Source organism: Lewinella sp. 4G2 (genome assembly GCF_001625015.1).
Classification (GTDB): domain Bacteria; phylum Bacteroidota; class Bacteroidia; order Chitinophagales; family Saprospiraceae; genus Neolewinella.
The window spans coordinates 2,505,846-2,532,812 of sequence record NZ_LVWJ02000014.1 but is presented as its reverse complement, the minus strand read 5'-3'; the positions used below and the strand labels follow the sequence as shown (position 1 = coordinate 2,532,812).

Below are 26,967 nucleotides of genomic sequence, written 5' to 3'. Positions count from 1 at the left end.
TAGTTTGCTTGGCAATACGTATACGTATTACGTAGTTTTGTCTACGTAAACCACGTATGCATGAAAACCATCTTACTCATTGGCAATGGCATGGTTGGCCACAAATTCTGTGAGCTATTCAGCCGCCACGCCCGGCGTAGTAATTACCGATTGATCGTTTTCGGCGAAGAGCGCCGCCCAGCCTACGACCGGGTCCACCTAAGCGAATACTTCGCCAACCGGGATGCAGACCGTCTTTGCCTGGCTTCCAGCGATTGGTACGCAGAGAATGGGATCGAACTGCAGTGTGGCCAGAAGATCATTGCCATTGATACAGCCGCCAAACGAGTGACGACTGCCAGTGGTGAAACTTACGCCTACGACAGCCTCATTCTGGCCACGGGTTCAAGTGCGTTCATGCCCCCAATTCCCGGACGGGATAAGAAAGGCGTCTTCGTTTACCGCACCATCGAAGACCTGGATGGTATCCTGGATTACGCGGCCAAACTCAAGGGGAAACCGAACGCTAGCGCATCCGTCCTAGGTGGCGGGCTGCTCGGATTGGAAGCAGCCAAGGCGACGCTCGATATGGGGCTGGAAAGCCACGTCGTAGAATTCGCGCCCCGGCTCATGCCGCGGCAGCTGGACGATAAAGGCTCCGACGTGCTGAAAGACACGCTCGTCAACCTTGGCCTCGGCGTGCATTGCGATAAGAATACCCGGCAGATCGCCGGCAACGGGTGCATCACCCACCTTGAGTTTGCGGATGGCTCGGAACTCCCGACCGATATGCTGGTGGTATCCGCCGGCATCCGACCACGGGATGAACTGGCCCGGGAGGCGGGCATTGAGGTAGGCCCCCGTGGCGGGATCGTCTGTGATGAATACCTGCGTACCAATGCTCCGGATGTATACGTAATTGGTGAGGCTGCCCTGTACCGCGGCATGATCTACGGTCTGGTTGCCCCCGGCTACGAAATGGCCCGCGTCGCCCTCGGCCATCTGATGGCTGACGACGGACTTGCCGCTATGCCGCCCAGTATCGACATGTCCACCAAATTAAAATTGATCGGTACGGACGTGGCCAGCTTTGGGGAACCCTTTACCAGTCCGGACGAAGCACGCTCCATTATCTTCCACGACGAAGTCGCGCAGGTATACAAACGGATTAACGTTTCACTTGACGGCACCAAGTTGCTGGGTGGCATTCTCGTCGGCGACGCCAGCGCTTACAATATGCTCCACCAAATGGTGCAAAATGATATGGCGCTACCGCCCAACCCCGAAGACCTCATCCTGGGTGCCCGGGGTGGCGCCGAAGCTGGAGCCGGTGTGCTGGATTTGCCCGCCACCGCGGTTATCTGTAGCTGCGAGAACATCACCAAGGGCCAGCTTACCGAACTGCTGGACGATGGCAAGGCACAATCCGTCAAGGATCTGGCGGGGTGCTGCGGGGCCGGCACCGGTTGCGGTGGTTGCAAACCCATGATCAGCGACCTGGTCGATAGCCATCTGAAGGCGCAAGGCAAGGTGGTCCGCAACGTAATTTGTGACCACTTCCCTTACACCCGGCAGGAGCTGCGCGACCTGGTCATCCTAAAAAAAGTAACGAACTACGATGAGGCGGTTGATGCCTTTGGGGCCGGTGAAGGCTGCGAAACGTGTAAACCCGCGCTAGCCAGCATTTTTGCGACCGTGAACATGGAAACGGCCAATCGCCAACCGGCCATCCAGGATACGAATGATCGCTATTTGGCCAATATCCAGCGTAATGGCACTTACTCCGTGGTGCCCCGCATTGCCGCGGGGGAGATCACGCCAGCCCAGCTCATGGATATTGGGCGCATTGCCGCCAAGTACGACCTCTACACCAAGATCACCGGCGCCCAACGAATTGATATGTTCGGTGCCCGTCTCGAGCAGCTTCCCATCATTTGGGAAGAATTAATTGCCGCCGGATTTGAAAGTGGGCACGCCTACGGTAAATCTTTGCGCGCCGTAAAATCCTGCGTGGGTAGTACCTGGTGCCGTTACGGGATGGATGAGGCCGTCAGTTTCGCTATTGATCTTGAGAATCGGTACCGGGGCCTGCGCTCTCCGCACAAACTAAAGGGCGGAGTAAGTGGATGCATCCGCGAGTGTGCCGAGGCAAGGGGAAAGGACTTCGGCCTCATCGCCGTTGAGGGAGGCTATAACGTCTACGTCTGCGGTAACGGTGGCGCCCGGCCTCGCCACGCGGAATTACTGGCCGGCCCCCTGGACAAGGCCACCTGTATTCAGTACCTGGACCGGTTCTTAATGTTCTACCTCCGTACGGCGGCTCCCCTGCAGCGAACGGCTGCGTGGCTCGATAGCCTGGAGGGAGGTATTGACTACCTCAAAAGCATCGTCGTTGAGGACCAGCTGGGTATCGCCGCTGAACTGGAGGCAGAAATGGCCGAACTCGTTCACAATTATAAATGTGAGTGGAAAGAGGCCGTAACGAATCCCGCCATCCGAAGCCGCTTCCAGACTTTTACAAACACGCCTGAGGCCGACGAGAGCCTTTCCTTTTCCCCGCTCCGCCAGCAAAAAATGCCCGTCGCGTGGACCTAAACATCTCTCCAATGAATAGCCAACAACTCCATGCCCCGCCGGTAATGACGAATAACGAGGCCACCTACACCACCGTAAAGGTTGCGCAGGTAGCAAACTGGGTACTCGCGGGTAACGTTAGCCAATTTCCGAGCGGAGTCGGCGGGACCATTAAGTACGGTAACCGCCAGGTAGCAGTTTTTTACTTTGCACGCCGGGATGCCTGGTATGCCTGCCAAAATCTATGCCCGCATAAATTGGAAAACGTGCTTGGCCGCGGCTTGACGGGCGTTCAGGACGGCATCCCCAAAATTGCCTGCCCCCTCCACAAAAAAGCGTTCAGCTTGGAGGACGGGAAGAACCTGAACGGCGACTGCCCACCCCTCGCGATTTATCCGGTCCGAGTGGAAAATGATCTTGTGTACGTTGGTTTTGCGGACTAGTTGGTTCTGGTCTTCAGCTCAGGCACGACTTTGTTGTTGTATGCGCTTGCTTACTGAAACTTGGTGTACTCCGGCCAGTAGCTAATATTTTAGGGCCTTCGCCTAATTTCATACTACCGGCGTAGGCGTACTATACCTGATGCCCTAACTTCGTCTCGCAATGGATCAATACCAAGAAATCGCCGCCCTGGCTGCTTTTGACGCCCTGAACGCTCAGGATTCCCGGGTAACCGAAACGGTTGATGGGCCCCTCCCCTACGAACTCGCCTACGGAATCCGGATGAGTGAGCGCTTAGCTATTTATGCTCCCGATGCTCCCGTAGCGCTGCGTCTGGCCGCCCGGGCGCAGCATTTGGAACGATGGAAATTCCCCCGAGCCACCTACCCCGTCGGACGCACCGGATATTTTCAGTGGCGAAATGACATGAAGGCATACCACGCCCAACGAGCCAGCGAGATTCTGGCCGTGCTTAACGTTGCACCAGAGATCATTGATCGAGTCGCTCATCTGATCCGGAAGAAACAGTTGTTAAGTGACCCGGAAACGCAGTTGCTTGAAGACGTCATCTGCCACGTATTTCTGGAGTTTTACCTAGAGGAGTTTGCCATCGATCACGCCGAAGCACAAGTATTAGATATCTTGTATAAGACCTGGGACAAAATGTCCGAGGCAGGCAAACGGGCTGCAATGGACTTACCTACTTCCCTCAAGGTGCGCAGCTGGATTGACCGAATCCTGGAGGTCAAGAAATTAAATGGATGAACGGTACGACTCCGGGAAAAAATTACGACGATGCGTTTCAACGTCTGCGCCGGGCTTACCTCATTGCTCTCGGTCTAATCGCCCTGGCCGTAATTGCCGAACAGTGGTCAGTGGGCACTTTTTTGAACGACCAGCGGGATGATGCTGAGATCATTAACGTAGCCGGCCGGCAGCGAATGCTCAGCCAGCGCATCACGAAAACACTGCTCCTCGATCAGAGTGGGGGCGATTTGCTACGAGTCGAGTTCATGGATCGCCATAGCTGGCTGAAGCAGCAACCCGTGGGGCCGGAAGTCCTGGCCAAACTAACATCGCTGGATACGGTCGTCACTTCCTTTCTGGCGGCGGGGCCTTTAGTGGCTGACAGTCTTGCGGAGATATTCTTAACCCGCATGGATGGCATCGTAGGTGATATTTCCACCAACGCCGCTGCAAAAGTGGTTCGCCTCCAACGGGCCAAAAGGTGGCTGGGGGCCATCACCCTCGGTATCCTCTTCCTGGAGCTACTTTTCATCTTTCGCCCCATCTCCCGATTCGTCCGTAACCGGATCACGGAACTGAAAGGTGAGCGATTGGCTCAGGAAACGGCAAAGGTTGCCGCTGAGAAAGCTGTCTCCGCCAGAGAAGAAAGCCTACGGGAACTTCACGCGCTGAACGAGGCTTTGGACGAAGCGGTGCTTTTTGCTACCCTGAGGCGGGACGGTTCCCCACTCTTCATCAGTACCCTTTTATCCAAAATGATCGGTTGGTGGGAGGATGGAGGCAGACGCCCACTTTCCGCGGCCCTACATAGCGATACCGATTTAACCCGTCAGTACGCTGAGGCCTTTGATAAAGCGCGAGCGGGGAGCCAAAACGGTGAATGGGCCATCCTGGATGCAACTGGAAATATTCGGTGGTTAGCAGTGACGATCATCCCAGCCCGTAAGGTGGGAAGCGATACCGAATTATTCTTTCTGGCAACCGACGTTACTCGCCAAAAGCTCGATGAAGCTGAACTGACCCGCATCAATCAGGAACGCCTGGAGGAAGAGGTGCAACGGGGGCACAACCGGTCACGTCAGATCGCTGCCGCCCAGGAAAAAGAAAGGCTGCGAATCGCCCGCGACCTCCACGACGGAATCGGCCAAAAGCTGACTGGCCTGAAATATAGCCTGGAATCATTACGCCTCGGCCCCGAGGACAACAACGCCCGGAAGGTGGAGCGACTGCGGGACCTGGCTAAAGAGATCATTCTTTCCGTTCGGGTAGCCACCTTCAACCTATCCCCTCCTGAGCTTGCGGACTACGGCTTGGCCGCGGGGCTCGAAAAACTCTGCCGCGAGCTGAGCCGACTCACCGGCCAACGAATCGTCTTTGAAAATCAAGGGTTTGACGTTCGTTTTGACGCGGCACAAGAGGTGAACCTTTACCGGGTGGTACAGGAGGCCATCAACAATGCCATCAAGTATGCAGAGGCGGAATTGATCTTTGTTACCATTTCACCCGGCGAACAGTTATTCAGTGTAACCATCGTCGACGACGGTCGCGGCTTTGATCAGGATACCATCGAAGACCGCCCGGCGGACAGTAGCGGGCTCGGCATGAGAAACATGACCGGAAGAGTCGAAGATCTAAATGGCCGGCTTTTCGTCCGCAGCAGTTCTGAAACGGGTACTAAGGTGACGATCAACCTGCCCATGCCGGATGTTGCGTAAATTGCCGAAGCTGAATATTAGCCAGGAAATCTACCAGCTGGAGCAACCTGGATGAAGCAACTTAAAGTTTATCCATGCCAATTAAGATTGTATTAGTCGATGACCACGCGCTTGTTCGTGACGGCATCAAAAGTTTGTTAGAAGACGCAGAAAACCTGGAGGTAATCGGAGAGGCGGGCGACGGAGCAGCCGGCGTGCTCGAAGTGACGCGCAAACAACCGGACTTGGTTATTTTAGATATCCGCATGCCTAAAATGAACGGCATCGAAGCCGTAAGGGAACTTAAGCGCTTAGGCTCCCCCGTCAGGTGCCTAATGCTATCCATGCACGATAGTGAAGAATACGTGCTACAGTCAATCGACGCTGGGGCCCACGGTTACCTGATGAAGGATGCTAACCGCGACGAATTTCTCAAAGCTATTCACACCATCATGGCCGGGGATCGCTATTTCTCGGGGGACCTGACGGATATCCTCGTCCGCCAAATCATGCGGCGGCCGGTAGCTACGGTAACCCCTACCCCATCAAATGCTGCCGAAGAGCGCGTCAAAATATCCAAACGTCAGCAACAAATTCTACAGGAAGTAGTAAAGGGCGCTTCGAACCAGGAGATTGCGGACCAGCTTGGCCTGAGCCGCAGGACGGTCGAAACCCACCGCTACAAGTTGATGGATAAATTAGCCGTCGGGAATAAGCGCGAACTCATTGATCGGGCGCGCACGCTTGGCCTGGTGTAAGGTCGTGGGCCATTATCCAGCAATGATGGCCACCTGGCTTCCGATTCTCACTAAAGTTCTACTCTTTACTATGAAAAGCGCTCTAGAAGATGACGACGCTTAGTGTTCCAAAAAATCGATCAGGTGTTTACGGTAGCCATAATAATCTGGGTGATTAAGAATTTCCTTGCGGACACGGGGCCGCTCAAAGTTGATGGGCAGTATATCGCCAATTTGCGCGCGGGGTCCGGAGGTCATCATGATGATGCGGTCGGCCAGGAAGATGGCTTCGTCCACGTCGTGCGTGATTTGCACGGCGGTAATTTTTTCCTTGTCCCATACGTCGAGTAGGACGTCCTGCAGTTCCGCGCGCGTCAAAGAATCCAGCATTCCGAAGGGTTCGTCCAGTAACAAGATCTTTGGTTTAAGGGCGAAGGCGCGCGCTATGCCCACCCGCTGCTGCATCCCCTGCGATAGTTCGGTAGCTTTTTTGTTGAGGGCATTACCAAGGCCCACTTTATTCAGGTAATACTTGCAGATATCCAGCAACTGCTTCTTGGTCGCCTGAGGAAAGACCTGGCGAACGCCAAGCAACACGTTCTCCAACGTCGTCATCCAGGGTAGCAGACTGGGGGCCTGAAAGATCACCCCCCGGTCCGGCCCCGGCCCCGTGATGGGAAATTCATTGACGGAGATCTCCCCTCCGGTTATTTCGTTAAGCCCCGCGATCATCGTCAGCAGCGTTGTCTTCCCGCAGCCAGAGTGGCCGATGATGGAAACAAATTCCCCCCGGCGAACCTGGAGGTCGAGCTGGTCCAACACTACGTAATCTCCCGTAGGCGTCGGGTAAGTCTTGGTGACCTTATTGATATTCAACGCAATATCGCGCTGCGAAAAAGTAGGAGGATTGAGGGACATAATAAAAGTTTATCCGGCGCGCCGGAAAGATGAATAGCTACGGGTACCCGGCTGAATGGGTTCCAGGTCAGGAAGCTCTACCTCCAGGCTTTGGTCGGACTTCGCCGCTTCACCCAACTCCACTAAATAATTCAGGATCTCGGTGCGTACGCGCTTAAAGTTGACGTCCGTATTCAAGGCCTTTTTATCCCGGGGCCGGGCCAGGTCGACCCGGTAATCAGGACCAAGCTCAGCCTTTGGGCCGGGGGTCAAGGGAATTACGCGGTCGGCCATAAATATGCCTTCGTCCACGTCGTTCGTGATGAGGACGGCCGTACGCCGGTTGGCGCTCCAGATCTTGAGAATCTCTTCCTGCAGGTTACCGCGGGTAAGGGCATCGAGGGCACCCAGTGGCTCATCCATCAGCAGCAGATCGGGGTCAGTCGCCAAAACCCGGGCGATACTCGTTCGTTGGCGCATCCCTCCGGAAAGTTCCTTGGTGTACTTATTTACGGCGGGGCTCAGGTTCACCATTTCCACGAATTGGCGAATGTGTTCATCACGTTTGGCTTTGGGCCAGTCGGGGTATACCTGATTCACGGCCAGGGCAACGTTCTGGTATACCGTCATCCAGGGCAGCAAGCTGTAATTCTGGAAAATGATCCCCCGCTCCGGAGCGGGGCCGGTAATGGGCGCCCCCCGGTACAACACCTCCCCTTCCGAGGGTTGGATGAGGCCTGTCATCAGGTTGATAAGGGTGGTCTTGCCAGACCCGGTAAATCCGACGATGGCAAGGAATTCACCCTCCGCAATCGTCAAATTAATGTTCGAGAGGACGTCCGTACGGTTGGCCCCCTCGCCGTACCACTTCGATACGTTACGGAATTCAATCACGGGAGTAGCAGACATAGAAAAACTATTTACAATTAGGGAAAGGGACCTTCCCCGGGTCTCAGCGCAGCCCGGAGTTTATTTGTCTTAAGCCAGCGCTTTCTCAAAGGAAACCGACTGCTGTACGTAGTACATCACCCGATCCAGCAGGAAGCCAATGAGGCCAATTACGAACATGGCGACGAGAATTTTGGCGTTGGAATCATTAGCTCCATTCTGGAACTCTTCCCATACGAAGGACCCCAAGCCCGGGCTTTGGGCAAGCAGTTCAATGGCGATGAGCACCATCCAGGCCACCGAAACGGTGATGCGCAATCCGGTAAAAATGAGCGGTATCGCGGAGGGCAGCACCACCTTGAATATCTTTTTGGAGATTCCCAATTTGAGCACTTTGGCCACGTTGATGTATTCCTGGTTTACGGAAGATACCCCCACGCTCGTATTGACCAGCGTGGCCCACATAGAGCACAGCCCAACACTGATGGCGGAGATCAAAAATGAGGTATCATTATCCGAACCCAGCGTCATCGTCTTTACGATCATGAAAACCAATAGCAACCAAACCACCGGAGATACCGGCTTGAAAACCTGAATAAACCAGTTGAAGGCTTGGCGTAAGTTTTCGTTCAACCCGATAATGATGCCAATTGGCACGGCAATCAAAAAGGCGATCAACATCCCCACGGCTACCGTAAAGAGGCTCGTTTTGATCTGGTCCACAAAACTCGGCCGCCCGGTGTAGGTGATGGCGTCCAACCCCTGCGCCAGGCGGGTGGCGTTAAGCGGGGCCGTTTTGGCGGCAAAGGCGGCCTTGTCGGCGGAGATCGTCCGGTGGTCGGCCAGGAGTTTTCCGGCGGCGGACCATACCTCGGCCGGTGCCGGCAACGTATTTGGCTTACAGCTGACGGCGCCGGAAGCAATACAATCCCGCATTTCCTGGGCGGCAACTTCCCCCTGCTCGGAGAGGGCCCGCTCCACCCGGGCGTTGGCCTCTACCCCGTAGAGATAGGTAGCACTGACTTGCCAAACCGCCAGAAAAAGAGCCATCGACACCAGGGTAATACCCAGGGATTTCAAAGTGCCCGGCAAAGATTTTCGAAACCTTTCGGCCAGGACGCTGGCACGAGTGATCAACGGGTGGGACTGTGTAGCTCCAGCCTCGCTGACGGGACGTTCAATGGTAGTCTGAATCATGGTCTTGTATTTCTTGGGGGAGGAGAAATTATTTCGTCTGGGCGTCCTTATTCCCGATCGTAAAGGAATTGATGTAGCTGATCGGGTCCCGGCCATCGTAGGTCTTTCCGTCGATGAACTCATCCGTGGCGGGCTTGTAGCCATCCGTTTCGGGGATGTCCCCGGCTGGGATCTTACCCTCCGCGACGAGGGATTCCGCGGCGGAGCGCCAGAGGTCCGGGCGGTAGATCTCACGAATGGTCTCATCGTACCACGTCGCATCCTTTGTTTCGGGGATTTGCCCCCAGCGGCGCATTTGGGTGAGGAACCATACACCGTCGGAGTAGAAGGGATAGGTCGCATCGTAGCGGTAGAAGACATTGAAGTCCGGCATCTCCCGCTTGTCCCCACGCTCAAATTCGAAGGTGCCGGACATGGAGTTGGCCAGGACGATCGAGTCCGCCCCTACGTATTCCGGGCGGCTCAGGATGCTGACGGCCTCGGCGCGGTTACCGGGCTCATCCAGCCACTTGCCAGCGCGGATGAGTGCCTTGGTGATGCTTTTAGTCGTATTGGGGTATTTCTCGACGAAGTCCTTACGCAGTGCGAATACTTTTTCGGGGTTATTCTTCCAGATGCCGTAGTTGGTGGTCACCGGCACGCCAATGCCCTTGAAGACGGCCTGCTGGTTCCAGGGCTCACCCACGCAGTATCCGTAGATCGTTCCGGCCTCCATCGTGGCGGGCATCTGGGGTGGTGGGGTGACGCTCAGTAAAACCTCGGCGTCCACCTGCCCCTGGATGTTCCCGGCCGTGTACATACCCGGGTGGATGCCGGCGGCGGCGAGCCAGTACCGGATCTCGTAGTTGTGGGTGGAGACGGGGAATACCATTCCCATTTTGAAGGGCTTTCCGTCATTCTGGTAGTCTTTGATCACCGGTTTAAGGGCATCGGCGGGGATCGGGTGTACGGGTTTGCCATCTGCGCCCATTTTTACGTGGGGTTGCATCTTGCTCCATACGTCGTTGGAAACGGTAATACCATTCCCGTTCAGGTCCATACTGAATGGCGTTACGAGTTCCGCCTGGCGGCCAAACCCGGCCCCGGCAGCGATGGGCTGCCCCGCTAGCATATGGCTGCCGTCGAGTTGCCCGTCAATTACCCGGTCAAGGATGTTCTTCCAGTTGGACTGCGCTTCGACGCTTACGTAAAGGCCTTCTTCTTCAAAGTAGCCCTTCTCCTTGGCAATGGCCAACGGGGCCATATCCGTCAGTTTAATAAAGCCGAACGTCAATTGGGGCTTTTCCACCTTGGCCGCATCAGCCGAAACAGTGACGGCGGAACCGGGCGCTGCCGCAGGTGCCGTGTCCGGGCCACAGGCAGAGAAAAGAGCTACAAAGAGCGAAAGGCACGCGGAAAGTCTGAATACGTTTTTCATAGTTGAATAAGTTGAGGGGGGGTGTTCGTGGCGGTTACGAGGGTGGGGATTACTTCTTCTTTTTCTTCTTGTCCTCTTCGGATTTGTAGAGGACGGGCTTGAATGTCACCATCGTCCAGGCCCAGGAATTGAACTTCTGGTTACCGGGCCGGAGCTCCAGGAGCGTATCCGTCCCGTAAAGCGCGCTGGCACCAACGTGAAAGGTCACGGCCGGGCTAACTTTTCGGACGTAGACAAAGTCCGCCTCCATGCCCATCGAGCTACTGAGTTGCTGGCCTTCCCCGTTAAGTTGGCGGGAGCCGGTCATAAACTCGTGGCCGTGGAAGAGTAAGGCCCCCTTCCCGACTTTCCACTTCGTCTTGAAGTAGATGTCGAGCACCCCGACGCTGCCATTGGCTGGCCCGACGAAGAAGTAATCCATGAAGCCATTAAAGGCGTGGTTCGTCCCGTAATCCGGGCTGAAGTTGGTGATGTCGCTACTCGTATCGTCGTCATCCTTCCCGGAGATGTATTCGACGCCGAGGGTAACCGGCGTAAGCTTGGTAGGCAGCGTGGCGTTGACGCCCGCGAGAAAAGCGTTGACGTTACGGTCCCCTACCTTTCCGCTTTGGTAGTATAGGTCAGCTGCGACCTTCACCTTCCCAAATTGATAGTTGGGGATAATGCCAAAGGTCTGTTTGTTGGAGGAGGTAGAATCCGCGTTCTGCAGCGTAGCGTTGTTCACCAGGAGGGAAATCCCGCCCTTATTTTCGGCAAAATCCTTGTGGAACCAAGCGTACTGCAGGCTTTTGTAGTTACCCGGTGTCGTGTAGAAATTAGCGTTAGGTGCCTGTAAATAGACGGGTTCGGGGCGGTCGTCATCCGCATTGAAGGCCAAGCCTACGTGGAGCTTCGTTCGCTTCTTGGCGTCTTCGTGGATCAGCAAGAGCGCGTCGTGGCGGCGCCCCTGTTGCGCCCACTCCAGCCCGCCAAAGAAGCGTTGATTGTCGTAACTGATGATTTGCCGGCCAGCTTTGATGCTGAACTTGTCCGTCAGATTATACCGGCCCCAGGCTTCGGAAAGGAAGGAGCTGCCAATGTCTTCCTTAAAGATCTGGGGTACCTCTCCCCACAGGCGAACGTCTTGCATCGCCAGGCGGAAGGTGAACTTTTCCTCTTTGTAATCAAAGTACAACCGGCTCCGTTGCTCGGTAAAAAAGGCCGGGTCAAAGCCCGAAGAAGTAGGAGTTTTGAAACCGTTGCGGAATTCCGTCCGGGGGCGCACCTCGGCGGTAAGCTGGAATTGCTGCGCACTCAGTTCATTCCATACGGTAAGCGCCAGGAACAAACAAAGGCAAGAAAGGCGTAGACGTAAACTCATAGCAGTTCTTTTAAGTGAAAGTGTAAATGCGTTGACGGAAGCAAAACTACGTATTGTCATCATAAAGTACGTAGTTTTAACATCAAAATACGTAATTATTTTTCTGATTACTTAATTTATTTAATGCGTAGGTACGCATCGGGCATAAATACGTAGCTTTGTAAAAAGGATGTTTGGTAGTGCCCACCGGCGCTAAACGTGCCGGAAGGAGTTAGCAGAATCTACTTCCTTGGTGCCGTCGATTTCTTGCTTTAATGGGAACTATTCGACCCGCCAGCTCAATACCGAAGTCACTGAACAGTCCATTTTCTCTCACTCCCGCACCGCACCCGCGGCAGCGCCCTTCTTGTAAACCTCAAGCTTCAATTCCGCCGCATGCGTACGACTACTCTGAAGACTACTTGCTCCTATTGCGGTGTCGGGTGTGGTATACTCGCCACGAAGGATGCCCGAGGTAACTTATCAGTGGAGGGCGACCCTGACCACCCGGCCAACCGGGGCCAACTTTGCTCAAAAGGGAGGAACCTGAACTACGTAGTGCAGGACCAGTCCGACCGACTTCTCTATCCCCATATGCGCCGCCACCGCAGCCACCCACTGCAAAGAGTGAGTTGGGATGCTGCCCTGGACAGGGCTGCCGCCACCTTCCGTTCCATTATCGATCGGTACGGGCCGGACAGCGTCGGTTTCTACATCAGCGGCCAGTGCCTTACCGAAGAGTATTACCTCGTGAATAAGTTGGCGAAGGGTTTCATCGGCACCAATAATATTGATACGAATTCTCGCCTGTGTATGTCCTCCGCAGTGGTTGCCTACACCAAGATGCTCGGCGAGGACGCCGTCCCCGTCTCCTATGAAGACATCGACGAAACGGATTGCCTGCTCGTCTCCGGCGCCAACCCCGCCTGGTGCCACCCCATTATCTGGCGCCGGGTGGAAGCCCGCAAGAAGGCCTACCCGGGAACAAAGATCATCGTGATCGACCCACGCCGTACGGACACTTGCGCCATCGCCGACCTCCACCTGCAACTCATCCCGGGTACGGACGTGATCCTACACAACGCCATTGCGCGCCGGCTGTACGACGTTGGGGCAACGGATCAAGAATTCGTCCGGGACCACACCGAAGCCGGTGGGAATTATCTCCGCATTCTCAAGAGCGTTAACCTTCGCCGGGCGGCCAAAGCCTGTGGGGTGCCCCTGGAGGACATCAAGCGCGCCGCCAGCTTCATCGCCGACGCGCGGGGCTTCCTCTCAATGTGGGCCATGGGCCTGAACCAGAGTAACCGGGGCGTGGAAAAAAATGGCGCTCTGCTCAACCTCCACCTACTCACCGGGCAGATCGGCAAGCCCGGCGCCGGCCCCTTCAGCCTCACCGGCCAACCCAACGCGATGGGAGGCCGCGAAGTAGGGGGCATGGCCAGCCTCCTGGCCGCTCACCGCGTACTGAGTAACACGGACCACCGCGCGGAGATCGCCCGCTTCTGGGGGGTGGACGACCTCCCCGCCCAACCGGGGCTCTCAGCCACCGAGATGTTTCAACGCCTGGAGACCGGCCAGCTAAAGGCCATCTGGATCATCTGTACCAACCCGGCCGTGAGTATGCCTAACGGGTCGCAGATCGACCGGGCGCTGAAGAAAGCGAAATTCGTGGTAGTGCAGGACATTAGCGACCGGAGTGATACGCTGGAGTACGCCGACCTCGTACTACCGGCCGCGGGCTGGTTGGAAAAGACGGGGACCATGACCAACTCCGACCGGCGCGTCAGTATCGTCCGGCCCCTCGTTGCGCCACCCGGAGAGGCGCGGCCGGATGCGGACATCATCCTTGACTTCGCCCGGCGCATGGGTTTCCCCGGGTTCGGCTTCCGCACCGTCGCTCAGGTCTACGATGAATACGTCCGCATGACGGCGGGGACGCACATCGACGTCAGCGGCCTAAGCCACCGCCGGCTCATCGAGGAAGGCACTTTTCAGTGGCCCGTCCCGCACCGGACGCACCCGGGGACCAAGCGGTTATTTACCGACCACCAGTTCTACACCGAGTCGGGACGAGCCCGCTTTTGGTCCTCCGGCATCCGAACCAATGATAGTTTGCCGCAGCCACCCCGCAATCGCCCGCTAATGCTGACTACGGGCCGGATTCGGGACCAGTGGCACACGATGACGCGAACCGGAAAGGTGGCCCGTCTGCGCAAACACCTCAGTACTCCCTTCCTGGAGATTCACCCCAGTACCGCGTACGATTACGACCTGGAGGATGGGCAACTGGCCGTCGTCCAGTCAGACTTTGGGGAAGTTCGGGTCCGTACGAAAGTGACGGGCAGCATCCGCACGGGTGTGGTATTTCTCCCCATGCACTGGGGCAAAACTTTGGGGTCCGACCTCACGCGAGCGAATAACGTGACGGACGACCAGATCGACCCCTACAGCAAGCAACCCAACTTTAAGCTGACCTTTGTTTCGGTCACGCCCTACGCCAAACGAAGGGAGCGGATCGTCATCATCGGCGCCGGAGCGGCGGCCTATCGCTTCGTCAATACCTATCGTTCCCTCAACCGAAGGGATGAGATCACCGTCCTTTCCCGCGAGCCGGAAGCATTTTACAACCGGGTGCTCCTCCCCGAATACGTCAGCGAACACCTCGTGTGGGATGACCTCCGCAAGATCCGTAAATCCGACGTGGAGCAACTCAACTTCCAACTACGGACGGGAACTACCGTGGTAGACATCGACCGTAAAAATCAAGTAGTAGTGGACGACCAGGGAACGGAGTACCCCTATGACCAACTACTGATCGCCACGGGCAGCCGGCCCTTCGTCCCCCGGGAAGTTCCAACGCAGGTAGAAGGTGTTTTCACCCTCCGAAAAAGAGTGGATGCAGACCGGCTGCGGAGTTACCTCAACGAACGGGGCGGCGGCAGCCTCGTTGGCCGCCAGGTCCTTATTGTTGGGGGTGGCCTCCTCGGTCTGGAACTCGCCGCTGCCCTAAAGACCATTGACGTGAAGGTCACCATCGTCCAAAGAGGTAACCGGCTCATGGAGCGGCAGTTGGACGCTACGGCCTCCAACCTGCTCGCCCGGGAGGTGGAAGATCGGGATATCCAGATCTACTTCCGCAACGAGGTTGATACCGTTTTTGAAGCCAGGGAGGGGGGCCTCAGCGTTACCTTCAAGAGCGGAAAGAACATTAACTGTGATGCCATCGTCTACGCAATCGGCACTCGCCCCAACTTGGAATTAGGCCGCGCAGCCGGGCTGGACGTTGGGCAGGGCATCACCGTGGACGACCGCCTGAATACATCGGATCCATACATCCATGCGCTGGGGGAAGTAGCTGAGTGGCGTGGAAAGCGCTTCGGAATAACCGCCGCGGCGGAGCAACAGGCGGACGTACTTGCCCGCCACCTCTCCGGTGACCTGAGTGCGGTCTACACCGGCTCCACCCCGTTAAATATTCTCAAGTTTGACGGGTATGATCTTTGTAGTATCGGTGAGGTACGGTACCCGGAGGACAACCCGGAATACGAAGAGATCGTCTTCAGCGATCTGGGGCAACGTTACTATAAAAAATGTATCCTCCATCGCGACCGACTGATTGGCGCCATTTTGCTGGGGGACAAAAACGAGTTCGCCGAATTCCGCAGCCTGATTGAGGATGGTACTGAACTCTCCGACAAACGCACGGAACTGCTTCGGTCGGGGAAGGTACCCGAACCGCCCATTGGCCCAATCGTCTGTAGTTGTAACAATACCGGGGAGGGGAACCTCATCAACGCCGTTCGGGGCGGAGTGACGGAGTTTGCCGCACTGTGTACCCATACGGGGGCGGGCCTTGGTTGTGGAAGCTGTAAACCTCAGGTGCAGAGTATCCTTAACGCTCAACTTGCCAAATCATGACCAGTACCCGCCACCAGTCGCTTTACCGTATTGCCGTCAAGGGAGGCATCCTTGCCCCCGCCGAACTACTCCGTATCATCGAACTGGCCCGGACGCTGGGTCAGGATGGTTTCCACTTTGGTTCCCGACAGGATATTTTACTGAATTGTCCGGCACCACCGGCCAGCGTAATGAAGCAGTTCGCCGACTTAAACCCTGAATCCCTCGAAACGAGCGAGCACGCAAACATTGTGTGCAGTTACGTCAGCGCGGACATCTTTGGCAAAACGGCGTGGTTGACCAGCTCGTCCTACCTCTACATCCTGGAGCAATTCAACTACGCTCCAAAGTTGGAGATCAACATCACGGACCCTCGCCAGCGGCTTACGCCCTTGTTCGGTGGCCACCTCAACTTCATTGCCTCGGACCGGGAGGACTACTGGTTCCTTTACGTTCGGCTACCGGCGTGGAGCGAACAGGAACAGTTCCCCGCCCTGATTCACAGCTGGGACCTCGCAACCGTGGCCCGAGCCATTGAGGAGTACCCGGAGATGGAGACGATCGAAGAAGTTATCGTTGCCGCTAACCGGGGTAACGACCTCAAATTACGTAACGTGGAGAAGGAACTCAGTATCCCTTTCTACCCATTCCCATTTTACGAAGGGATGAACCGTCTGGACGCCAATAGTTACTGGCTCGGGCTGTACTGGCGCAATAATTGGTACGACCTTGACTTCCTCGAAGCGACCTGCCACCTCTGCCTCGACCAACGGATCGGTAAGATCTGCATCACTACCTGGAAGAGTTTCATCATTAGTGGCCTGCCCGCCAGCCGCCGCATTGAGTGGGAAAAATTACTTGGCCGCTTTGGCATAAACGCCCGCCACAGCAGCGTGGAATTGAATTGGCACCTCCCCGTCGCTAACCCCGAAGCACTCAACCTGAAGCGCTACCTCGTTCGGGCCTTTGACCAGCGGGACATCAGTACTTACGGGCTCACCTTTGGCATCAGCAGCTCTTACTCCCGCCCACTGACCAGTATTGTCATCGACCCCGAACAAGCCGGTGGCTTAATTGATGGCTACGCCATGCGCCCCACTTACAACTTGCGTTACGCGCGTAATTTCGACCCCAACACCCTTGAATACAAGGAATATGCGCGCCAGGTGGACCGATCCGAATTGGTTGAATTAATCACGGAGTTGAGCCGTCTATACTTTGAGCAACTAAACGAACGGGGGGATGAAGTAGTGAGTACCAAGAACCGTACGGAACCAACTCCCGCAGTCGCGGCGGTATACGAGTGTGATGAGTGTCAAAGTGTGTACGACCCCGCGCTGGGGGATAGCGACCAGGGCATCCTCCCCGGAACAGATATAGATCTTCTACCGGCAGACTACGTTTGCTGGACCTGTGGTGCTCCCAAAGGCTCACTTCTACCGGTAAAGATGGAAGTGGCCTGATTCGCTCGATCATCAATCGCAGATACTGGCTGGTGCCATCACCCCTTCGGCCCCGCATCCCGCCCCGCCGGGAAATTAGCCTTCCGGTTCTCCGCCGCCTTTGCCGCCGTTTCCCGAATCCGTTTCGCCCGGGTCGTCGCCGTCCTGGCCGTTTTGATCCACTCCAGGATACCGCGCTTGGAGCTCGGGGGGAAGCGCTCCCAGAAATAGGCGGCTTTACCTGTGCTATCCAATGCTGTTCGGAGATCCGGTGGAATGACGAGGGCTTCCACGTCGTCGAGGAAGGTCCACTGCCCACCGGCTTTAGCGAGTTCCACCAGACGGCGGCCGGCTGGTTGCATTCGGCCTTCAATTTCCAGGCGGGCCACCTTTTCCTTATTGATGCCCGACCAATTACTCTTGGGGTTACGGGGGCTGATCCGTAGCATCGTCCGGTCCTCATCCAGGGCACGCGGTAGGCTATCGACCCAGCCGTAGCAGAGGAGTTCGTCCACGATGTCCGGGTATTCCAGGTAGGTAGCGCCCCTACCCTTTTTGTGGCGGACGAGCCAAACGCTTTCCGATTGCTGGTGATTTGCCTCCAGCCAGTCCCGTAGTTCTTGCGCGGTATTGGCGGTGATTTGAGCAAGATTCGTCATGCCCAAATTTATGGTTTACAACCGTACGAACCGTACCGTGGCGCGGTGCTCGTCTCCCAGTACGTGAATCGTATATACACCCGCCAGCAGATCGGCCACCGGAAGCGAGAGTTGGCCGCCATTCGCGTTGCGATCGTAAGCGCGCACCGCCCGGCCCGCGGCGTCAACGATGCGCAGGGAAACGGGGCCACGGAGGGCTACGGGTAGTTCCAACTGCACCAATTCCGTGGCGGGGTTGGGGAAGGCCTTTACGGCTCCCTCCGGAACAAGATTGGCCGTACTTACCGCGTTGCCCCACCAGTAATCTTGTGCCATGGCGTCGGGGATGATGGAGTTCGTCCACTGGTCATTCGTGGCGTCGCCCCAGTCACGCCAGTCGATCCAACTAATGCCAAAACTTTCGAGGGGTTGGGCCATAATGTCCTGCCCGAAGAAGGGCACCACGTAGTCGAGGTCCTGCCGGACGTCCCACTCCGTACACATGAGCGGATATTCGGCGTCGACCAGGGCCTGGAGGGTACGTTCACCTCCCCGCGTTGGCACCTGGAACCAGCCGTACATGTGGAAGGCCACCGTCGTGTAGCTATAATCTACCCAGTCGTACTGCTCCAGAATATTGACCAGCGGCAGGTTAATGGAGTTGAAACTGAACAGGAGGATGTGGCGCTCGGGCGCGGCCTGGTGCACCATCTCGTAGATCCGCTTCATACTGTCCTGATAGACGGGTTCCAGGTAGTCGCTGCCCTCAAAGGATTGCTCGTTGTTGAGCTCGTAGTACACCAGGTCATTATCCGCGTAGCGGGGGGCAATCTTGCTCCAAAATTCGGTCATGCGCCCAAAGCCGCGGGTTTCCTGGTACTCCGCCAGGCCGTGGTAATTGATGATGAGGTTAAGCCCGGCGGCTTCCGCGTTGGCCACCGCGTCGTCAATCCAGGGGATGACCTGATCGACCGTCCAGGTAGGTCCAAAGTCACGGTTGTCGTACCACGGGTCCACCCAGCAGAGTCGGACGGTATTGATCTCCAGGCTATCCAGCCCATTCCACCAGTCGGGGTTGCGGACGGCGGCGCGGGTCTCCCCCAGTGCGTTATTACGGCCCAGTGCGAGCGGGGTGCCGCGCATGCGTTCCCCGTTTTTATCCAGCAGCGTCGTTCGCTGAGCGCTTAGAGAAATAGAGAAAGCCAAAAGCAGCAGAAAGGTGGTAAACAGGCGCATGTCGGTTGTTTTGTAGGTCGGGGATAGCGTCCTCAAGTTAGCATCTTCCTGTTAGGATCGTTGCATACGGTATAAGAACGGGTGTCGGGTAGCACCCAATAAATCATTAATTAAGGGGCGCTGCCGCAGGTGCAATCGAGTGGATAAAGGAGCCGAGGGAAGGGTTACTTACGCTCAAAAATTGGGCGGACTTCTGTAGGACATTCCCGCCAGTGGAATGGAAGTCCCATACAAATGATCATCGGAGAAATTACCCAACCTACCTATACCTGAAACGAAGTGGTTTTGGAAAATTAGTGTGACGTTATTTTTGTGTCTACCTAGGCAGAAAATTTAAGCATAGCCATAGCTACGGTTCAATTTTCTAACGACGGTAGACGCGAAAAGAACAAGCGATAAATTCCAAAACCACTTTGATTCAGGTATATCTTGCCGCTTATGGCAAAGACCACCTACGAAACTACAATTGGCTTGGAGGCCCACGTCCAACTCGCTACGGAATCCAAAGCGTTTTGCGCCGACCGCAACCTCTTCGGCCAGGAGCCCAACCGCAACATCAGCGAAGTAAGTTTGGGGTATCCGGGGACGCTGCCCGTCCTCAACGAGCAACAGGTTCGCTACGCCGTCAAATTGGGGATGGCCCTCGGCTGCCAGATCAACCAGCACAGCACCTTCGACCGGAAGAACTACTTCTACGCCGACCTCCCGAAGGGATACCAGATCACCCAGGACGAAAACCCTATTTGTTGGGGTGGTGCCCTACCCCTTCGCTTGGCACCCGCGGCAGCGCCCAGATCCGTACAGCTCCACCACATCCACATGGAAGAGGACGCCGGGAAGTCTATCCACGCCACCGGGGAACCCTTCACGAAGGTGGACCTGAACCGGGCCGGCACCCCGCTCGTAGAGATCGTCACCGAGCCCGACCTACAGTCCGCCGAAGAAGTGGATGCTTTCATGACGGGGATGCGCCGCCTCGTCCGTTGGCTGGATATCAGCGACGGTAATATGCAAGAGGGCTCCCTTCGTTGTGACGTCAACATCAGCGTCCGGCCGGAGGGGCAGGAAGCCTTTGGTACCCGTTGCGAGATCAAAAACATGAACTCGATGAAGTTCGCCCGCGGCGCGGTGGAATACGAAGTGGAACGACAGATCGGCCTCCTGGAGAAGGGTGAAAAGGTCATCCAGCAAACCCGGCAGTATGACCCGGCAACGGGCACCACCTCCGCCCTCCGCAGCAAAGAAAACGCCCACGATTACCGTTACTTCCCCGACCCAGACCTCCCCCCGGTCGTGTTGGACGATAACTACCTGCGGGACGTCCGCGCCGAGATCGGCACCCTCCCCTGGGAAGCCTACGGGCATCTCCAAGAGGTTTTCCGCCTGCCCGCCTCGGATGCATCATTGTTGAGCGAGGACCGGGTGGAGTACGAGACCTTTCTTACCTACGCCGCCGAGAGCGGTGACGTACCCGGCCTGGCAAAAATTTGGCTCAACCGCCTTAACCCCTGGGCCGCCGAACACCGGATCAGTACCGCTGAACTACCGCTCGGCCCCGAAGCGATGGCAAACTTCCAGGAACTCATCCTGGCTGGTGACGTCGCCGCCGCGGCCGCCACGGGCAAACTCCTCCCCTCCCTGTTGGAAGCCCCCGGAGACGCCTTTCAGCGTGCCGAAGAGCTGGGCCTGATCCAAAACTCCGACGTCGATTTCCTGACCGGCATCGTCGACGCAGTCATCGCCGCCAACCCGGGGAAGGTGACCGCCTACCAAAAAGGTAAAAAGGGTTTGATCGGCTTCTTCATGGGCGAGGTGATGAAGCGCAGCAAAGGAGCCGCGGAGCCGAAGGAAACGAAGGCGTTGCTGGAAGCTAAGCTGGCTTAGATGCTAGATTTTAGACCTTAGATTTTGGACGTTGGAGTATCCACGGTCTAAAATCTAACGTCTAGCTTCTAACGTCTCGGAGACCCCGCTCCACATATTCTCAAAAGTATTGAACCCCCGCGCCAGGGCCGTCAGTTCGTTGCCCTTACGCAGGATGACCGTCGGGTAACCCGTCACGCCCCAGCTACGGTTGAGGCGGAAGTCCTGCTCGGTGGCGGCCTTTACTTCCGGGCTGTTGAACTGGCGGACGAATTCCTGATAGTCCAACCCTAATTCTTCGCAGATGGGTGCGTAGAAAGCGGCGTCCTTCGGGTCTTCGTTGAGGACGTAAAAGTGGTGCTGCGTCAGTTCAAAGAAGCGGCTCTCCACCTCCGGGTTCATCGTTCTAGCGGCGACGACGGCGCGGCAGCTGGGTTCCGTATCGTAGTTAAAGGTATCCCGCTCGAAGAGGGCACGGCCAAAGGGTTGCCCGCTGCGTTCCGTCACTTGGTCCCAGTGGTGGCCGATGAATTTTTTCATCTCGTCGTCCCACGGGTCACCACCGCCGGGGCGGAGGCCACCGAGGACGATCCGGTAGGGGATGCCGTTCATTTCGGCGGCGCGTTCCAGCCGGTTCAGGGCCGGGCTGATGCCCCAGCACCAGGAACACATCGGGTCGCCGACGTAGATGATCTCCACGTCTTCGGCAAAGTCGGGTGCTGCCGCGGGTGCCGGCATCGGGGAGGGGTGGCAAAGGCCAGTTTCGGGGTCGCAGTAAGCGCCTTCGGGGGCGGTGAGTTGTTGGGCTTTCATGGTAGTAATGGTAAGGGTGCAAAAAAGGAGTAAGAGCATTCGCATGGAGGGTAAACCCTCGGCAAAGGATCGGGTTGATAGGGCGGTTGGAGGTCTGTCGGTAACGGACATCCTGCCGACTAACCTTCTTCCAACTTTATAGGTCCAGCTTTACACTGCTCAACTATCGTTCTATGCTCCCCTCCACCTTTGATCTGTACTGGAAGACGCAGGGCCAACAGTTCATTGACCGATACGCTAGCGGGGAGAGTTCCTGGATCGTCGGCCTGCCCCCCGAAGCGGCGGTGCGCATGCCCCTCCCCCAATTACTCGGCATCCTGCGGCAGCGCCTCGGCGAAGAAACGCTGAGCAATTGCCTGGACCCGGACCAGACCTTCCCCTCCCCCGTTGCCGAGGAAAAAAACGGCGACTGGCTACGCCAAACCAATACCGTGGGCGTCAACGTTCGCACGATCGGTAGTTTTCTGGAAGTGGTGAAGTATGCCTTGACCCTCCCCGATCACATCCGCGGCGTCCACCTGCTCCCCATCTGGGAGCCGGGCGTTGTCGGTAGCCTCTACGGGATGGCCAGCTGGCAACTGAATACGGAATTTTATAGTCAGGAACTCTACGCCGCCGGCATCGGTAAGTTGGAAGACCAACTCCGCGTCTGCGTTAATCTCCTCCACGCGCTGGGGAAGGTGGTGGGCATGGACGTCATCCCCCACACCGATCGCTACAGCGAAATGGTACTGGCCAACCCGGACCACTTCGAGTGGCTCCAGCGGTGGGATACGAAGATCGTCGACCACCGGGCCTACCTGCACGAAGACGTGCAGGGCGCCATTTACGACTGGTTGATCGCCCGCGGGCCGGCCGCGGAAGCCTACGCCACCGTCGGCCACCTCTGGCAACTGGCGGAGGCCAAACGTTTACTATTGCTCTTCGGCCACCCGGAAGATTACCTGGGCCGCCAACGCCGCCGTACCGATCTCGTGGACTGGCTCTTCCGCCGAGGCTACGAACCGGTCCCGGCCACCATGGCCCCACCCTACCGGGGCATCGAAGTGGACTCCAGCCCCGCCGCCATCACCGTTGATGCCGCCGGCCACGCCTGGCGCGACTACCGCATCACCGAACCCCAAACCATGAGCCGCGTCTTCGGCCCACTGACGCGCTATAAACTCTACGGGCGGCAGAACGACAACCGAGATTGGGCCATTGACTTCGAGAGCCCCCGCTTCTGGGTGTGGAACTACCTGACCGGCCACTACGCCCGCCAGCAGGCTGCTTATAATTTTGATTTTATGCGGGGCGACATGAGCCACGTTCAGATGCGACCGGAGGGCGTTCCCCCGGCAGCAGAGATCGACGATTTTTACGATCCGCTGCGCGCCGTAAAGAAGCACATCCAACGTTCCGCGCCCCACTTTGCCTACTTCGCCGAGAGCTTCCTGACGCCGGATGGCTTCATGGCCTACGGTAGCGAAGCGGAACACCTGGAACGGTCCGAGGCGGAAGTCACCCTGGGTGATCTGCAGTCCACCATCCCCGGCGGCAGCGAGTTTTGGGAGCGGCTGGACCACTATCTCGACGTAGCGGCCACTACGGAGGTGACGCCCGCCTGGACGGTCATCACTGGCGATAAGGACGACCCGCGCTTCGATGCTTTCCATCACCACGGGGAAGTGGCGCGGATGTTTGCGGGTTTGTTCCTCGGCCGCCTATCGCTTTACTACAGTCTGGGGTTTGCGCAACGGGACCGCCACTTCGAGCGAGCACCCAATGAGGTGTATTCCAAACTCTACGTCTTTCAGGAAGAGCGGGGGGATAAGGCCGTGAGTGGGCCTTTCCGTTGGGGCGGCAACCTCGATTTATTCGTGGCCCTCACTAAGCTGCACCAGTTTGCCGCCGGTATCCTGGCGCACCTCGGCCCGGTGAAGATTCTCCGGCAGGGTCCGGACGCACTGGTCTGGCTGCGCACGGCTAGTGACGGGGAGGGGGCGTATTTATTGGTGGCAAATTTTGCGGTCCCATCCGAAACCAGCATCAAGGTGAAGGGTCTGGGCGCGTATACTTCCGCCGATCTGATCTTCAGTTCTCCCACCAAACCCCACGCACTGGCTAAGGTTACGGACGGCGTGCTTGTGGTCTCGCTTGAGACGGAGGTCAGCGCCTACCTATTGAAGTAGGCTGGTGCGCATCAAGGCTTTGAGAATGAAGCGTTAACGGTCAACCGCTAACCGCGGGCTACCGTTACCTTTGCCGTATGCAGTTGCGCGATCTCGCTAAAAGGCTGGCTCCCTTTCTCACCGCTTACTTATTGTTGGTCAGCGTAGGGCTTCCCCTGAACCGGGTCTACTGCGCCTGTGTTGGCGAGGCTTACCTGACGGTGACTTCCGTGCAACACGACTGCCACCACGATGCGGTGGAAACCCCTCCCCACCACCACGCCGAAGCGAAAGCTAGCTGTTGTAGCCACGATGCGGGTCCTGCCGTAGAGACTTGCAAGAGTCACGATTGTGGCGATTCCGAAGCCGTTTTTGCGCAGCTGGACGTCGATTTTTTTGCCGAGTGGAACCTTGATTTCTCTACGGTAATTCTTGGTCCGGCAATCAGCCCCGTTACATCTCCCACGCTCTTTTCAGGTAGCGAGCTGGAATTGGCGGCGCCGATTCGCGGGCCCGATCCGCCACCGCTTCCTTACGGCCGTTCGTTGCTGGCCCTGCAGCAGACCTTTTTGATTTAGCCCGATACGATCTCTTTTCCCGCCCCGAGCTCCTACGCTGACGGGGTGGTTTTACATCGTACTAATTCCGGATAAATCAAGATATCATATGTTTTCAATCCAATTATTGCACCTGCGTGAGCGCCCTAATGAGCGACTAATGGTGCAGTTTTCTTTACTTCTATTCCTTCTTTTCTCTCCGATCTGGGCGCTGGCGCAGGTGCAGGGGAAGGTGGTCGACGAAGACCAGTATCCACTCACCGGCGCCACCGTGAAGTGGGAGAACGGCACCGGCACGACGGTGGATACTGAGGGGACGTTTAGTCTGGATCTGGTGGAGGGACAGGACCACTTCACCATCTCCTACCTCGGCTTCGAACCGATGACGCTGACCTACGATGGGTCCCAAACCTACTACGACGTTACGCTCGTGGAGGCGAATACCACCCTCGGCGACGTGACGGTCACCGCCCGCGATAACGGCAACTCCGCCTCGGTGCTGAAGACCCGCAACGTGGAAAGCATCACATCGAAAGAACTCCGAAAAGCGCCGTGTTGTAGCCTCGCCGAGAGCTTCGAAAATAGCGCGGTAGTGGACCTCACCTATGGGGATCCGCTGACGGGCCGCCGGGAGATCCAGATGCTGGGCCTGCGCGGCAACTACACCCAACTGACCCTGGAAAAACGGCCGATGCTCGACGGGTTGGCCAGCCCTTACGCCCTCGCGTTAATCCCCGGGCCGTGGGTGCAGGGCATCCAGGTGGGCAAAGGAAGCGGCAGCCTGGAAAGCGGCGCGCAGGGAATGACCGGCGAGATCAATACGGAACTGATCAAACCCGTCAACGGACCCAAGCTGTTTTTAAATGCTTTCGCCGGCACGCAGGGACGCGGAGAAATCAACGTACTTAGCAACCACCAGATCGGCGAAAACTGGTACTTGGGTGGCGCGGCCCACGGCTCCGTCACCGCCCCCGAGCATGATTTTGACGGAGATGACTTCCGGGATATGCCGATCCGGGAAACTGGCGTCGGGCTCCTCCGGCTCTTTAAGAACGGAGGTAGCAACTGGGAGGGGCAGTGGAACCTGCTCGGCGTAAAGGATTACCACGAGGGTGGGCAGGTGGACGCCGCCGGGCCAAACCCCTACCGCATCATTCAGGACAACCGCCGTCTCGAAGCCTGGGGTAAAACGGGATTCTTCGGCTTCAAGAAAGCCCACCAATCCCTCGGTACCATCTACAGCGCCAGCTTCCACGAGCTGAATAATCGCTACGGTACTCGGCTGCACACCGGGGAACAGACCTCCCTGTACTTCAATGGCCTTTACCAAACCCGCATCGTAAACGACCGCCACCAGTTAAGTACCGGGGGCACCATCCGTTCGGATGCTTTCAATGAGCAGTTTGGCGAGCAAGATTTCAGCCGCGACGAGACGACGGTGGGTGCCTTCGGCGAGTACACCTACTCCTGGGAGGAAGACCGAAAGGGTGCTCCCTACCGCGCCTTCACCCTGATTGCCGGCCTACGGGTGGAAGAACATAACCTCGGTGGCACCCAGATCAGTCCCCGCCTCAACGTGAAGTACAACCCCAGCGAGCAATTTGCCGTGCGGGCCTCCGCCGGGCGCGGCTGGCGCTCCCCCAACCTACTCGTGGACAACCTGAATTGGTTGCCCTCCAGCCGGCAGGTAGCCGCCGGTAGTAGCGATACTGGAGCGGGAGCAAACCCCGGCTTTGTCGGCTTGGAATCCGCATGGAACTACGGAGGTAACGTCACCGGCCACATCGACGTCAATGGCAGGGATATGGAACTGGTCCTGGACGTCTACCGCACCGATTTCACCGACCAGATCATTGTGGATGCGGACCAGGACTACCGAACCCTCCGCCTCTACCAACTTGACGGCCAGAGCCGCGCCAATAGCTTACTGCTCAGCCTCAACTACGAGGTATTGCCCCTGATTGACGTTAAACTGGCGTACAAGTATAACGACGTCCAGCAAACCTACCGGGAGGGCGGCCTGCGGGAAGTCCCCCTAACGCCGAAGCACCGTTACTTGGCGACCGTTGGCTACGACGGCGCCCGCATCAAAGCCCACCTCAACTACCAGTACGTAGGCGAACAGCGCTTGATCGACTTTGGGCCGATTCCGGAATCCGTCGTCATCACCCAACCGCAACGCTCTCCGGGCTTCGGCTTGGTGACGGCCCAGGTTACCTACGTCGCCAATTCGAAAACCGAGATCTACTTCGGTGGCGAGAACCTGACGAACGTGCAGCAATCCAACGCCATCATCGGTGCGGATGCGCCGTTTACGGGGGATTACTTCGACGCTACCCAGGTCTACCAACCAATTTTTGGGGCGCGGGGCTACGTTGGCATTCGGTATACGGTAGAGTAGATTTGCCAACGTTAACGAATCTTCAAAATCAGTACTGGATTCAGCCACAAATCGCTG

General features: G+C 57.1%; 19 protein-coding genes. 11 read left to right on the top strand and 8 right to left on the bottom strand.

The window, feature by feature from the left end:
- Positions 1 to 60: 60 nt before the first annotated feature.
- The 5 genes from nirB (at position 61) to A3850_RS10675 (ending at position 6,193) form a co-directional block, all read left to right on the top strand.
- A complete protein-coding gene (gene nirB, locus A3850_RS10695) occupies positions 61 to 2,574 on the top strand; it encodes a nitrite reductase large subunit NirB (protein ID WP_068216358.1) in 2,514 nt (837 codons plus the stop codon).
- An 11-nt stretch (positions 2,575 to 2,585) separates the two neighbouring features.
- Positions 2,586 to 2,996 (top strand): nitrite reductase small subunit NirD, encoded by a 411-nt coding sequence (gene nirD, locus A3850_RS10690; protein WP_197494036.1) that lies wholly within the window; start codon positions 2,586 to 2,588, stop codon positions 2,994 to 2,996.
- 160 nt (positions 2,997 to 3,156) lie between these two features.
- Entirely contained in the window at positions 3,157 to 3,759 is a 603-nt protein-coding gene (locus tag A3850_RS10685; protein ID WP_068216355.1) for a DUF4202 domain-containing protein, read from the top strand.
- Positions 3,756 to 5,456, top strand: a complete 1,701-nt coding sequence (locus A3850_RS10680; protein WP_068216353.1) for a sensor histidine kinase — start codon at positions 3,756 to 3,758, stop codon at positions 5,454 to 5,456. The genes A3850_RS10685 and A3850_RS10680 overlap by 4 nt, the downstream gene beginning before the upstream one ends.
- A gap of 74 nt (positions 5,457 to 5,530) precedes the next feature.
- Entirely contained in the window at positions 5,531 to 6,193 is a 663-nt protein-coding gene (locus tag A3850_RS10675; protein ID WP_068216351.1) for a response regulator transcription factor, read from the top strand.
- A 99-nt stretch (positions 6,194 to 6,292) separates the two neighbouring features.
- Here the strand turns inward: A3850_RS10675 and A3850_RS10670 are convergent, their stop codons facing one another.
- The 5 genes from A3850_RS10670 to A3850_RS10650 form a co-directional block, all read right to left on the bottom strand.
- Positions 6,293 to 7,090: an ABC transporter ATP-binding protein gene (locus A3850_RS10670; RefSeq protein ID WP_068216349.1), complete on the bottom strand. Its 798-nt coding sequence runs from the start codon at positions 7,088 to 7,090 to the stop codon at positions 6,293 to 6,295.
- A 9-nt stretch (positions 7,091 to 7,099) separates the two neighbouring features.
- Positions 7,100 to 7,978 carry an ABC transporter ATP-binding protein gene (locus A3850_RS10665; protein ID WP_068216347.1) on the bottom strand — a complete coding sequence of 293 codons (879 nt, stop codon included), beginning with the start codon at positions 7,976 to 7,978 and terminating at the stop codon, positions 7,100 to 7,102.
- Positions 7,979 to 8,047: 69 nt separating this feature from the next.
- On the bottom strand, positions 8,048 to 9,154 hold the full coding sequence (locus A3850_RS10660; protein ID WP_068216345.1) for an ABC transporter permease: 1,107 nt from the start codon (positions 9,152 to 9,154) through the stop codon (positions 8,048 to 8,050).
- A 28-nt stretch (positions 9,155 to 9,182) separates the two neighbouring features.
- Entirely contained in the window at positions 9,183 to 10,571 is a 1,389-nt protein-coding gene (locus A3850_RS10655) for a CmpA/NrtA family ABC transporter substrate-binding protein (protein ID WP_068216343.1), read from the bottom strand.
- A gap of 49 nt (positions 10,572 to 10,620) precedes the next feature.
- Positions 10,621 to 11,931 (bottom strand): alginate export family protein, encoded by a 1,311-nt coding sequence (locus A3850_RS10650; protein WP_068216341.1) that lies wholly within the window; start codon positions 11,929 to 11,931, stop codon positions 10,621 to 10,623.
- A gap of 375 nt (positions 11,932 to 12,306) precedes the next feature.
- Here A3850_RS10650 and A3850_RS10645 point away from each other — a divergent pair, with 375 nt between their 5' ends.
- A complete protein-coding gene (locus A3850_RS10645; RefSeq protein WP_068216339.1) occupies positions 12,307 to 15,831 on the top strand; it encodes a nitrate reductase in 3,525 nt (1,174 codons plus the stop codon).
- Positions 15,828 to 17,273 carry a rubredoxin gene (locus A3850_RS20430; protein ID WP_068216337.1) on the top strand — a complete coding sequence of 482 codons (1,446 nt, stop codon included), beginning with the start codon at positions 15,828 to 15,830 and terminating at the stop codon, positions 17,271 to 17,273. The genes A3850_RS10645 and A3850_RS20430 overlap by 4 nt, the downstream gene beginning before the upstream one ends.
- A 38-nt stretch (positions 17,274 to 17,311) precedes the next feature.
- Here the strand turns inward: A3850_RS20430 and A3850_RS10635 are convergent, their stop codons facing one another.
- Together A3850_RS10635 and A3850_RS10630 are read right to left on the bottom strand one after the other, a co-directional pair.
- Entirely contained in the window at positions 17,312 to 17,911 is a 600-nt protein-coding gene (locus A3850_RS10635; protein ID WP_068216335.1) for a YdeI family protein, read from the bottom strand.
- 15 nt (positions 17,912 to 17,926) lie between these two features.
- On the bottom strand, positions 17,927 to 19,126 hold the full coding sequence (locus A3850_RS10630; protein ID WP_068216333.1) for a cellulase family glycosylhydrolase: 1,200 nt from the start codon (positions 19,124 to 19,126) through the stop codon (positions 17,927 to 17,929).
- A gap of 438 nt (positions 19,127 to 19,564) precedes the next feature.
- Here A3850_RS10630 and gatB point away from each other — a divergent pair, with 438 nt between their 5' ends.
- Positions 19,565 to 21,010, top strand: a complete 1,446-nt coding sequence (gatB, locus tag A3850_RS10625) for an Asp-tRNA(Asn)/Glu-tRNA(Gln) amidotransferase subunit GatB (RefSeq protein WP_068216331.1) — start codon at positions 19,565 to 19,567, stop codon at positions 21,008 to 21,010.
- A gap of 54 nt (positions 21,011 to 21,064) precedes the next feature.
- Here gatB and A3850_RS10620 read toward each other — a convergent pair whose 3' ends face one another.
- The gene (locus A3850_RS10620; protein ID WP_231915308.1) at positions 21,065 to 21,841 is read right to left on the bottom strand and encodes a DsbA family protein; all 777 of its coding nucleotides are present in this window, start codon (positions 21,839 to 21,841) and stop codon (positions 21,065 to 21,067) included.
- 134 nt (positions 21,842 to 21,975) lie between these two features.
- On the opposite strand from A3850_RS10620, the gene A3850_RS10615 reads away from it, so the two are divergent.
- The 3 genes from A3850_RS10615 (at position 21,976) to A3850_RS10605 (ending at position 26,910) form a co-directional block, all read left to right on the top strand.
- On the top strand, positions 21,976 to 23,973 hold the full coding sequence (locus tag A3850_RS10615; RefSeq protein WP_068216327.1) for a hypothetical protein: 1,998 nt from the start codon (positions 21,976 to 21,978) through the stop codon (positions 23,971 to 23,973).
- 77 nt (positions 23,974 to 24,050) lie between these two features.
- Complete coding sequence (locus A3850_RS10610) at positions 24,051 to 24,530, top strand: hypothetical protein (protein WP_068216326.1); 480 nt, start codon at positions 24,051 to 24,053, stop codon at positions 24,528 to 24,530.
- An 88-nt stretch (positions 24,531 to 24,618) separates the two neighbouring features.
- Complete coding sequence (locus A3850_RS10605) at positions 24,619 to 26,910, top strand: TonB-dependent receptor domain-containing protein (protein WP_082921751.1); 2,292 nt, start codon at positions 24,619 to 24,621, stop codon at positions 26,908 to 26,910.
- The last annotated feature ends 57 nt before the right edge of the window (positions 26,911 to 26,967 follow it).